We start from the raw sequence: 10,294 nt of genomic DNA on the forward strand, positions 1-10,294 counted from the left end.
GTCCTGACGCCGGCTCAGGCCGCGAAGCTGGCCGCGTCGGCGATGAACGCCGACCACTCGGCGCGGGTGAACACGACCACGGTGCCGTCGGGGTCGGTGGAATTGCGTACGGCGACGACGTCGCGTTGGTCGCCGTAGTCGGTGGCGACTTCCACGCAGGCGTCGTCCACGTGCAGAGAGCAGCGCCCGCCGGGTTTACGCCAGGTCGGCTGGTTGGGCATGGGGTTCCTCCATTCGGGGGTGGTGGCCATCGGCGATGGCCTGGATGAACTGTGCGCTGGCCGCCGCGTCGAGAGCGGCGGCGGTTACCCGGTTCCACGCCGTGCGGTAGTCGGCGATCTCGTCCGGGTGGTCCATGAACACGGTGCGGGTCAGGTGCTCGATGTAGGCGATGCCGGGGTTGCCGACCGGCCGCGGGTAGTCCAGCAGCACGAACGGTGCGGGCAACGCCGCCCCGACCGGCTGGGTGAGGGGCAGGATCTGGATGGTGACGTTGGGCAGCTCGGCCAGCTCCCGCAGCCGCTGATACTGGCCGGCCATGACCTGCGGGCCGCCGATCTGCAACCGCAGCGCGGACTCGCTGATGACGGCGTGAGCCAGCAGCGGGTCCGGGTCGGTCAGCCGGCTGGCGCGAGCGACCCGGGCATCAACCGCCTCGGCCAGCTCGGGTTTCCCGGCGCGCAACACCTGGCCGGCGATGGCCGCCGCGTAGTCGCGAGTTTGCAGGATGCCGGGCACGATGCTGGGCTGGTACATCCGCTTTTCGCTGGCACCCGCGTTGAGCCCGATGTACATCCGCTGGTACTCCGGCACGCTGCCGACAACGCGGGACGGGAACTCCTGGGTCCAGCCCCGTAGCTGGTCGCAGGCCCGTTCGTGGTCGTCGACCAGCAGGCCGAGCAGGTAGGATCGGTAGTCCTTCTCGGTGATGACTAGTTCGTCCAGCAGGCGGCGCAGCACGAGCCAGGACGTCCGGCGTTCGGCGTTTTCGAGCTGTTCCCAGCTGTGCGGGTCGGTGCCCAGCAGCATCCGCGCTGCCTCCGGGATCGACAAGCCGGCCTGTTCCCGCAGCCGCCGAAGTTCGATGGCGATCCGCCGCTGCCGCACCGTCGGTGCGCTGAGCATGGTGGGGTCGGGTATCGGCATCACGACGCCTCCTCACCTGGCCGTGGGGATGGGTCGCGCCACATGGGGAACATGGGTTCGCCCTGGTAGGGCAGGTCCAGCGGCGGAGCGCAATCGCGGTATCCGACGGTTTCGTAGAGTTTGCGGCTGCGGGTATTGCTGGCCTCCAGATACGCTGGGCGGCCCGACCGGTCCAACTCGCGGTGGCGGTGCTCCAGCAGTGTGCTACCCCATCCCTGGCCCTGGGCGTTGGGCATGACGGCGAGGAACGTGAGGTAGTCATGCGGCCCCCGGTCCTGCGGGTGGGCCTGGTGCATCGCCTCGTCGAGCATCTGGAACCGTGGTGTCCAAGGGCCGCATGCGGCGGCCAGTCGGGTGTCGTAGTCGGCGGGGTCGGGAAACGGCCAGGACAGCCAGACCGCGACCGCGGTCAGGTCGGTGGTGACGTGCACCGTGCCGTGTTTCACGGCGTGGTCGACCATGATGCGGAAGTAGTCGGGGAACCGGTCGGCGCGGTCGGTCGGGTCGGGGATCAGCCATTGGCACACGTCGAGGGGGTGGAAGGCGGTGGCGACGACGTAGGCGATGGTGGCTGCGTCGGTGGCGCTGGCGGTGCGGATGTTGGCTGCGTGGTTCATCGGGTGCTGCTCCTGGCGGCGGTCGTGGCTGATGCGGTCGGCACCGGGGTGGCATAGCCGGACAGGTCGGAGGCCAGCGCGCCGAGCCCGATCGCCGCGTACACCTGCCGGCGGGTGCTGCGCAGGATCAGCGCCCAGACCAGGCCCGCTACGGCGAGCAGGCCGAACATGCCTGGTAGCGCCCACCGCAGGGGTGAGGTCGGGGCCACGCCGAGCAGGCCGGAGAAGTTGTCCAGGATCAGGTAGACCACGACTATCAGCCCGGCCGAGGCCAATACCGGGGCGATGCCCCGCTGCCAGATGGTCTCGCTTTGAGGGTGGCGGTGGAGGAATCCGATGATCGCGATGGAGGTGCCGGTGATCAGCAGCAGCACGCCGAACCCGCCGACCGTGCCGCCCCAGAAGAACAGCTTCACCAACGGGTCGGCGCCGGTGACGGCGTAGGCGGCGATGACCAGCAGCCCGGCGGCGCTCTGGGTCAGGGACGCGTAGACCGGGGCCATGCTGTGCACCCCGGTACGGCCCAGCACCCCGGGCAGCACCCGCTCACGGCCGAGGGCGAACAGGTACCGGGCGGTGGTGCTGTGATACGACAGGGCGGCGGCGAGCAGGGAGCTGATGAACAGCACCTGCCCGAGGTCGACCAGCAGGTTGCTGCCCAGGTGTTGAGCGACGATGGTGAACGGCAGGTTCGTGCCCTGTTGCTGCGCGGCGTGGTGCAGGTTGGCCGGGCCGATGGCCACGGACATCGCCCACGCCGAACCCATGTAGAGCACGACCATGAACGCCAGCGACAGGTACGTGGCCACTGGCACGGTACGGTCCGAGTCCCGCGACTCCTCACTGAACACGGCGGCGGCCTCGAACCCGATGAACCCGGTCACCGCGATAGCCAGGGCGACTCCCAGGCCGCCGCCAGCAAGGCTGTGCGGAGACAGCGTGGCCACGCTCAGATGCCCGTGGAACGGGTGGGCCAGGTCGACCAGGTCGTACACCACGACGAGAACGACCTCGGCGATCAGCGCGACAGCCAGCACCCGGCCGTTCAACTCAACGCGGTTGACGCCCATGACGGCGACGAACACCCAGGCGACCAAGGCAATCGCCCACCAGGGCAGCGACACCCCGGTCTTCTCCTGGACAAGGGCGGCGGTGGCCGGACCCAGCGCACCATAGGTGCCAATCTGCATCATCCCGTAGGCGACCACCCCCACGAACGACGCCCCGACCCCGAGCGGCTTGCCCAGCCCACGGGCGATGTAGGAGTAGAACGCCCCGCTGTTACGCACCCGGCGGGCCACCGCGACGTAACCGACGCAGAACAACGCGAGCACTACCGCGACCATGAGGAACGCCAGGGGGATACCTTCGATGCCCGTCACCGCCCACCCCGTCGACACCACGCCAGCGACCACGGTCAAGGGCGCCGCCGCCGTGATCACGAAGAAGATGATGTGCCGCACCCCAAGCCGGTCGCTGGCCAGGGCCGTCGCGACCACACTCGACCGGATACCTGGCGGAGACAAAGACATGACTGAACACTCCCGAAATTGGTTGAAGGAATACGGGCACGGATCGTCTAAAGAGGACAGTGGCTAACCGCGCACGGCCAGAACCGAATCGCCCACGAGCGTCGCCACCTGCGCGACGATCTCCCGCAAGGACGGGTCCATGCGCTCCAGGCACCTGTGTAGATAGGCGTCACCGGCCGCGAAATCCTCCAGCAGCACCGCCCGGAACAAGCCCGTCGAGTAGACCAGCCCCGCCAGAACGATGTCCTGCCACTCCGGCCGCTCCCTGCCCCCGGCAAGCACCTGTTTCAGGCGGACCGAACGCCAGAACGCGAACGACATGTCCACCGGCCGATGCGCCACCGTGGTCGTGAACAGCCGGCGCTGCGCCTCCCGACTCACCAGACCCGCCCGCACCAGCCGCGCCACCACCACCTCGTCCGCACCACGGCTCAGGTACGACAGCCACGTCCGCACATCATGCTGCGGCTCCGCGAACATCTGCTGCATGATCGCCTGGCTGTCGGGGTCAGGCAGAGGTCTCGCGTTCAACAGAAGAACCCGCCCAGAACTCACCGCAATGGAGCGCAACAGAACCAACTCACCGAGCAACGCCCCCGCCAGACCGAGACCCAAAGCCACGCACCCGAGCCGGGGCCTTCCGCTGGCATCATCGTGCGCGACAAACCAGAAGTCATCGGCCAGGCGCAGACGCCGAGGCCAAGTCCGCGTATCGCTCGTCTGGCTCATCCCGAGGCCGCCTCGCCTGTTAACACCAGAACCCGTACTCCGGTCCGGCTTTCCAACAGTCCTTGAACAGCGGCACGCACGCCTGGTAGCCGTCCGAAGTGCTCCAACGTCGGCACGACCACCGCGGCGGCGTGCTGCTCCAAGGCAGCGTTGATGAGTGCCGCGAACGCAGACGAGCCGGAAGCCTCAACTTCCACGAACACCTCGCCGAGTGTGTATCCCTCGTGTTCGGCGAAGGTGGCAACCTGTCGGTGCAGGACGGCAACATCGTCCGATTGCAGATCAGCGGCTGTGCGCAGGTAACCGAGCATGAGCGGTCTCATCAAGGCCACCTCTACGGCTCGTCTGCGGTAATGGCGATGCCGGGGGCGAAGTCAGCGCCGAATGCACCCCGTCCGGCCTGCCCACGTGATTCGACCATCGCGGCAGAGCGCCGTTCCTTGGCAGCGCTGCCGGTGGGCGCAGGGCCGACCAACAAGATCCGCATGGGCTTCGCCCTCCTTGCGTGTAGCGGGTTGCCCCAAACTGTGGCTGAACAGTGGCGGACAAACCACCCACCGTAACCGTGATCTCTGAGCGCAGGGTCTCCCGGTTGCACGGGGAGGTTCTGTATGGTCATTTGACAGGACACGACATCGGCAGCTGCTGATTGATGGGACCTTGCCCGTGAATGCCAAGCCGCGCACCCTTCGTCAAGAACAACTCCAACTGACCGCGCAGCTACGCGGCGCGGGCAAAACGTGGGTTGAGGTCGCGAGGGTGTTCGCCGGTCGTTACGACGTGAATATGCGGGTGGCTTTCCGGCTCGCCCACGGTTGGAGCCAACGAACAGCAGCCGACCTTTGGAACGAGCGGTGGCCAGCCAGCCCCAAAACTTTTAAGAACTTCTCCTACTGGGAACTATGGCCAGCCTCCACCGGCCATGCCCCCTCCTTGGAAACATTGACGAAATTGGCCGACCTATACGAATGCGGTGTGGCCGACCTCCTTGCTGACGGTCCACGCTTTGATTGGCGCGACGATGCCTATCAGGCACGCCGACAGTTGAGCGGCCTGCCGATTCCTGCTCTTTCTAATAGTGGTGAACCATCACTTGGCCCACGGGACACGGACTCGACAAACACGGGGGTTGCCAGCATTGATCCGTCACGGCAGCCTGAGACTTTCGTCAAGCAGATTGCTGAAATGGACGTCGAAGATCTGGCCCGAGCGGTCGGCTTTTGGTTCGACCAGACCGATGCCGTGACTAACCGCCGCGATCTGCTACTTAAGCTGTCCGCCGGGTTAGCGCTTGCGGCCTCCCGCCCGTCTCTCGCGGACGGCGAACAGGCCGCGCAGAGGCCGCACATAGGCCAGAGTGGTTCTGGTTTATCCGGCGTCTGGCATTCCCGCTACCTGTATTACTCTAACGGTCGCCTCGGAGAATTCGAGGGTCAGCATTACCTTGTGCTGCGGCAGCGCGGGAATCAAGTAGTCGGTGAGAGTTTGCCTCACTCAACAGGGTCACATCTCGACCTCGAATTGTCGCTGGACGCGTCGATCGCCACCGGCACGTGGACCGAGAGAACGTCCCCAACGGGCTACTACCGAGGAGCGGTCTACCACGGAACAATCCAGCTTGTCGTGAACCCCATGGGTCGCGCGATGAGCGGCAAGTGGCTCGGATTTGGGACGAACTTCAAGGTCAACACCGGCGAGTGGGAGCTGACTTGGGTTGACGAAGCAACATCCCCGCGAGGCATGCGCGAATATCACCTCAGAGTCTAGCCACTACAGTCGCGGGGCCCATTGAAATAGCGTCATTAGCGGATACCTATCCGGTAATGACCGCCACCATCGTTGCGCCCGCCGGGAATGCCCCGGTCTGAATCATATCGAAGATGCCAAACATCATTTTCGCTACGTATACTCTATCCAAGACGATCCCGTGGCGCTCCGCAAAAGTATCGATGAAAGTCTGCAATTGCGGCGTCGTCTTCGCAAATCCTCCGAAGTGATAGGCGCACTCGATGCGCCAGTTAGCAGACGCAAGGCCGGCTTCAGACTGAAGACGAGCCACGTCGTCGGCGAGGAAGTCTCCGCCTTTCAGGGCCGAGAAGCCGATTGCCCGCTGACCCTCTCTCAGGCCCGCCGCGATGCCGGCGAGCGTTCCACCCGTGCCGACCGCGCAGCAGATGACATCGAATGTGGCATCGATTTCCTCTGGAATCTCCGCACAACCCTTCAACGCAAGGGAGTTGCTGCCGCCCTCGGGCAGCAAATAGAAGCGGCCCCACTCCCGCCGGAGCGCTTCAATGACCGTCAGGCTCTGCTTCTCGCGGTAGGTCGTGCGATCGAGGTAGGTCAACCGCATTCCTCGTCTCGTCGCGTACTCCAGCGACGGGTTAAGTGGCAGATGTTCCTCGCCCCGGACCACGCCGATGGTCCGAAATCCGAAGTAGTATCCAGCCGCAGCAGTCGCACGGAGGTGATTGGAGTATGCCCCGCCGAAGGTCAATAGCGTGTCGTGGCCCGCGTTGGTCGCCGCCGACAAGTTGTAGCTCAGCTTGCGCCACTTGTTCCCCGGGATTTCGGGGTGGATCAAGTCATCACGCTTGATCAGTAGACGAACCTGCGCCCGTTCCAGCCGGTCGTCGCGCAACTCGAACAGAGGTGACGGAAGTCGGAGGGTTATCGGGTCGGACCGCATCTCATGCACCCTCGCAGCCTGCCACCGCACCGCCAGTCCTGACGAGAACTGTCGCCAGGACCGGCAGGTCTCGGGGTCGCCTACACCCCCTCGGCGTTGGCAGGCCGCATACTCGGCATCGTCCGGTCGTCGGGCACTCACGTCAACCGGACCCGCCACGTCCTCGGACGTCAGCAGCCTTAGCAGCAGGCCGACTCGGGCGTTGGAAACGCGGTAGCCGTCTTCACGCATCCGGTCGGCGAGCCTGTCACGGGACAGGCTGCGCCCGCCGGCGACGAGTGCTGCGCGGGCCTGCCGCACTGATGCAGGCAGCAGCCAGCAGGTCGGCCACGTCCCGGAGGGCCAACGGGGCGCTGCCGCCGACCGAGCCGGTGCCATCGACTCCTCGACCGGCCCAGCGGCGAGCGGGCGGGGGCCGCCGGGGCCTCGGCGGTCCCGGACGAGCGCCCGTTGTCGCAGACCGTCCCCGGGACCGTCCTGGGGACGACGGGACCGTCCGGGACCGTCCGCTGATCGGGTCGGACCGTCCCGGGGACGGACGGACCGTCCGGGACGGGGGACGATCTTCGATGTCGTGGTCGAACATGGAGAACAGGAGTTTGATCGAGACGAGCAGCGAGATGGCCGGCCAACCGGCTAGCGCGCGGCCTACCAGGTCGGCGCCGCCGACCGCGACGTTGACCGCGAGGCTGGCGAACCTAGGCTGGTGTCAGAAATGGCACTGAAAGGCATGGTGCTTTCTTCCGCTTTGAGGAGTTAGCAGCACAGACGCGCGGGCGTTGGAAACTCCATATCCATCTTCACGCATCCGATCAGCCAGCCTGTCCCGCGACAGCGACCGTCCGACGGCTGCCAGTGCGGCACGGGCGTCCCGTGCGGCCGGAAGCAACTCGGCTACGTCCCTGACGTCCAACAGCGTCACAGCGCTGGGCACTGCTTCAGCGCTGGGCGCGGGGTGTCCGGCGTGCTCTCGGCGTCCGAGCCTGGGGTGCCATCCACGGCCCCTCGTTACAGAGAAGCCGGAAGGTCTGCCAGTGTGGCGCGGCCACAAGCCGCTGCGCGTGGTCGGCATGGAGCGGCCGAGCGCAACGCGACAGTGTCCACTCATGGCGCTTGATCTTGAGCTATGCAAAGCTTCAGCCGGTGAAGATCTCCCCGGACGTCTTGGAGTCTGCCGCGACCGACCCGGCTTCCCCAGCCTGGGACGTCATCTGGAACGACTCCTGTCATCAGGGCACTTGTGACCCGGCAAGCGCGGTCCTGCTGCCCTGGCTGGCACGGACCAGCACCACCTTTTCGCCTCAGGAGCGGGAGAAGATGGTGGTACTTGCCGGTCGCATCGCAGTGGACGCCCCCGACGCCAGCCGGGCCGAGTACACCCAAGAACTCGCAGCCTTACGCGCGCTTGCCATGGACTGCCTGTCCAGTGCGTCGAGCGACAGCATGTTCATATACCTGCAGCAGGCCATTCTCGGCTTCGACGGTGACGAAATCTGGGGCAAAGAACTCGATCGCATCAACGACGGCGAGGTCGACGTGCAATGCCCCGACTGCAGAGAGGAGTTGTTGGTCGACCTGGAGCCCGAAGACTCATCGATCGAGCCCGGTCTGTCCTCGGAACTGGCTGGCCGCCTGCATACCGAAGCCCTGCAAGCAAACCGGGACTCCGTGGCAACCCTCCTGACCTACCTCTTCGGGCGGCTCAGCTGTCCCAACTGCGGTACCCGATTCAATCTGGCCGACCACTTGGCCGGCGTCTCGTACCCACAGGCATCCTGATTCATTGCGAATCGCCTGTTATCGCCGTTCGTGGGCCACGGGCCGTCGAACGTTACGACGCCGGTATCCGGTTCGCGAACGCGTACTGTGTAGCGCGATCCGCTCGCCCAGTGTCACGACGGGTGCGGCAGGCTGGACCTGCGAAATTGCCGCGGTGGCCGAGCTGGGGGTCGTGGCCGGTCGCCGGACGCGCCCACTCAGTCGTCGATCGTCTTTGCCGCGTCGGCGGTCGGTTCGAGCCCCGCGATCAGCTCGTCGAGCTCGTCCGCGCTGAGCACGTCGTACGCCGGCCCGGCCAGATCGTCGGTGAGTGCCTCCATCCGCCGCCTGGTCTGCCGACCGGCGTCGGTGAACCCGCCGGCGGCGTCCGCCAGGCCGCGGCCGCGCAGCCCGTCAACGACAGCAGCCGAACGCGCCTTGGGCAGGTGGTGGATTCGGCAGGAAGCGATGAACTGGCGCGTGAGATCCTCTCTTCGCTGGATCTATGAGACGACCATCGGTTGAGCGGCAGGCCATGGCAGCACGGACCGGCGCGTATGCCGGTTGTCGAGTCATAGCCCAGCCGCGTGCTTCGCACGGTCTTCGCCTCCAACGAGCCGCGTGGTCGCGGGAACGGCCAGGCGGCCGATGCCGTCGCTCTGCACCGATTCCGATGCCCGACAACACGCCCCGCCGTCCTGTAGATGCCGCTCGGCAGGCGTTCAGCCCGAGGGCTTGCGTCTGTGTAGTGCTGCTGATGCGGCGGCCATCAGAAGCTCCTCGGCGACGGTCTCGACGTCTGCGGTGCCATCGACAATGACGGCGCCGTGTCGCCGCCACGCCGTGACGAAGGGGATGTACGAGGCGAGGGCGATAGAGAGGCTGTCGCCCACCCGGCCGAGGTCGTTGCCACGCGACCCGTTCTGAATCCGGCTGATCATCGTCTGCTGGTCGATCTCTAGCAGGATCGTCACGTCGAACCGGTCCGCGAATTCGGCGGCGTTCGCGGCTTGCCCGAACAGCCACAGTGGATCATCGCTCTGGTTGGCCGCGCCGGTGATGATCTCGTCGAGACGGCGCGGGTTCCAACGCCACTCGTGCGTCGTCAGCCAGGTTGCGTCGGGCTCGGCTGGGCGCTGCACCGGGCAGCCCCTCGAATCGCTCCAGTAGCACAGTCGAGGGTCCGCGTCGGTGCTGACCGTCCGGTGACCCCAACCGGCCATCGTGCGGGCCAGCGTCGACTTGCCCGAACCCGATACGCCCGTGACAAACACTACGACCATCGACGAATCCCGTCTGGCGTGCGGAATGCATGAGGACGCGCGGACACGTCGGAACCGTAGCAGACCAGACGCCGCGGCCGGACGGATCAGTTCCAAACGCCACGAGCAATGAAAACGCAGCCGGCAGATGACGGCACCACCAGACGGGTCAGCCACCGGGAACCCAATCGGTGTTGACCCGGGTAAACACACGTCATTGGCTGAAGATGCCATGATCCCGCCGTCTCGGATGCGATGGATGCTCTCGGCGACCGCATATTCGCGTCATTCCTCGTACGGGTCACGCTTAATGATTCCTTACAGCAGCGCCCGAATCGCCGTGGCCTCCAGCCCGAGGGCCTCGGCCCGCCACACTGTCGTGTTGGACCACTCCTGAAGCTGCTCGAACTCTTCTGGGCCCAGAACCACGCACAGATCCTCGCCAGCATCATCGGTGATCATGATGGCGTAGAGGTCCAACGTCGGTTCATAACTGTAGCTAGAGGACATGACCAGCAGCATGACTGCGGAACGGGCCGAGGCAAATTGCCGACGTCTTCA

General features: G+C 65.8%; 12 protein-coding genes. 2 read left to right on the forward strand and 10 right to left on the reverse strand.

The window, feature by feature from the left end; translation table 11 throughout:
• Window positions 1–14: 14 nt before the first annotated feature.
• The 6 genes from Raf01_RS46790 to Raf01_RS46815 form a co-directional block, all read right to left on the reverse strand.
• The gene (locus tag Raf01_RS46790; RefSeq protein WP_203924649.1) at window positions 15–221 is read right to left on the reverse strand and encodes a DUF397 domain-containing protein; all 207 of its coding nucleotides are present in this window, start codon (window positions 219–221) and stop codon (window positions 15–17) included.
• A complete protein-coding gene (locus Raf01_RS46795; RefSeq protein WP_203924650.1) occupies window positions 196–1,146 on the reverse strand; it encodes a helix-turn-helix domain-containing protein in 951 nt (316 codons plus the stop codon). The genes Raf01_RS46790 and Raf01_RS46795 overlap by 26 nt, the downstream gene beginning before the upstream one ends.
• Window positions 1,146–1,763: a GNAT family N-acetyltransferase gene (locus Raf01_RS46800; protein WP_203924651.1), complete on the reverse strand. Its 618-nt coding sequence runs from the start codon at window positions 1,761–1,763 to the stop codon at window positions 1,146–1,148. Before Raf01_RS46800 ends, Raf01_RS46795 begins: the two co-directional genes overlap by 1 nt.
• Window positions 1,760–3,295 (reverse strand): APC family permease, encoded by a 1,536-nt coding sequence (locus tag Raf01_RS46805; RefSeq protein WP_203924652.1) that lies wholly within the window; start codon window positions 3,293–3,295, stop codon window positions 1,760–1,762. The genes Raf01_RS46800 and Raf01_RS46805 overlap by 4 nt, the downstream gene beginning before the upstream one ends.
• Before the next feature lie 63 nt (window positions 3,296–3,358).
• A complete protein-coding gene (locus Raf01_RS46810) occupies window positions 3,359–4,024 on the reverse strand; it encodes a GOLPH3/VPS74 family protein (protein WP_203924653.1) in 666 nt (221 codons plus the stop codon).
• Window positions 4,021–4,335 carry a recombinase family protein gene (locus Raf01_RS46815; RefSeq protein ID WP_203924654.1) on the reverse strand — a complete coding sequence of 105 codons (315 nt, stop codon included), beginning with the start codon at window positions 4,333–4,335 and terminating at the stop codon, window positions 4,021–4,023. Before Raf01_RS46815 ends, Raf01_RS46810 begins: the two co-directional genes overlap by 4 nt.
• A gap of 355 nt (window positions 4,336–4,690) precedes the next feature.
• Between Raf01_RS46815 and Raf01_RS50350 the strand changes: the two genes are divergently transcribed.
• On the forward strand, window positions 4,691–5,791 hold the full coding sequence (locus tag Raf01_RS50350; protein WP_239134536.1) for a hypothetical protein: 1,101 nt from the start codon (window positions 4,691–4,693) through the stop codon (window positions 5,789–5,791).
• A gap of 46 nt (window positions 5,792–5,837) precedes the next feature.
• On the opposite strand, the gene Raf01_RS46825 is transcribed toward Raf01_RS50350, so the two are convergent.
• Window positions 5,838–7,013 carry a 1-aminocyclopropane-1-carboxylate deaminase/D-cysteine desulfhydrase gene (locus Raf01_RS46825; protein ID WP_239134537.1) on the reverse strand — a complete coding sequence of 392 codons (1,176 nt, stop codon included), beginning with the start codon at window positions 7,011–7,013 and terminating at the stop codon, window positions 5,838–5,840.
• A gap of 843 nt (window positions 7,014–7,856) precedes the next feature.
• Here Raf01_RS46825 and Raf01_RS46830 point away from each other — a divergent pair.
• A complete protein-coding gene (locus Raf01_RS46830; RefSeq protein WP_203924655.1) occupies window positions 7,857–8,492 on the forward strand; it encodes a hypothetical protein in 636 nt (211 codons plus the stop codon).
• Between the two features lie 197 nt (window positions 8,493–8,689).
• Here the strand turns inward: Raf01_RS46830 and Raf01_RS51145 are convergent, their stop codons facing one another.
• The 3 genes from Raf01_RS51145 to Raf01_RS46845 form a co-directional block, all read right to left on the reverse strand.
• Window positions 8,690–8,974 carry a helix-turn-helix domain-containing protein gene (locus Raf01_RS51145; RefSeq protein ID WP_373319788.1) on the reverse strand — a complete coding sequence of 95 codons (285 nt, stop codon included), beginning with the start codon at window positions 8,972–8,974 and terminating at the stop codon, window positions 8,690–8,692.
• A gap of 219 nt (window positions 8,975–9,193) precedes the next feature.
• Window positions 9,194–9,910, reverse strand: a complete 717-nt coding sequence (locus tag Raf01_RS46840) for an AAA family ATPase (RefSeq protein ID WP_203924656.1) — start codon at window positions 9,908–9,910, stop codon at window positions 9,194–9,196.
• A 141-nt stretch (window positions 9,911–10,051) separates the two neighbouring features.
• Window positions 10,052–10,243, reverse strand: a complete 192-nt coding sequence (locus Raf01_RS46845; RefSeq protein ID WP_203924657.1) for a hypothetical protein — start codon at window positions 10,241–10,243, stop codon at window positions 10,052–10,054.
• Between the last annotated feature and the right edge of the window lie 51 nt (window positions 10,244–10,294).

The organism is Rugosimonospora africana (assembly GCF_016862975.1).
GTDB classification, from domain to species: domain Bacteria; phylum Actinomycetota; class Actinomycetes; order Mycobacteriales; family Micromonosporaceae; genus Rugosimonospora; species Rugosimonospora africana.

Bases quoted from the DNA above. Each gene is read 5' to 3' on its own strand.
- Raf01_RS46790 (WP_203924649.1), bottom strand. From the start codon at position 221: ATGCCCAACCAGCCGACCTGGCGTAAACCCGGCGGGCGCTGCTCTCTG.
- Raf01_RS46805 (WP_203924652.1), bottom strand. From the start codon at position 3,295: ATGTCTTTGTCTCCGCCAGGTATCCGGTCGAGTGTGGTCGCGACGGCC.
- Raf01_RS46810 (WP_203924653.1), bottom strand. From the start codon at position 4,024: ATGAGCCAGACGAGCGATACGCGGACTTGGCCTCGGCGTCTGCGCCTG.
- Raf01_RS46800 (WP_203924651.1), bottom strand. From the start codon at position 1,763: ATGAACCACGCAGCCAACATCCGCACCGCCAGCGCCACCGACGCAGCC.
- Raf01_RS46815 (WP_203924654.1), bottom strand. From the start codon at position 4,335: ATGCTCGGTTACCTGCGCACAGCCGCTGATCTGCAATCGGACGATGTT.
- Raf01_RS46795 (WP_203924650.1), bottom strand. From the start codon at position 1,146: ATGCCGATACCCGACCCCACCATGCTCAGCGCACCGACGGTGCGGCAG.
- Raf01_RS46845 (WP_203924657.1), bottom strand. From the start codon at position 10,243: ATGTCCTCTAGCTACAGTTATGAACCGACGTTGGACCTCTACGCCATC.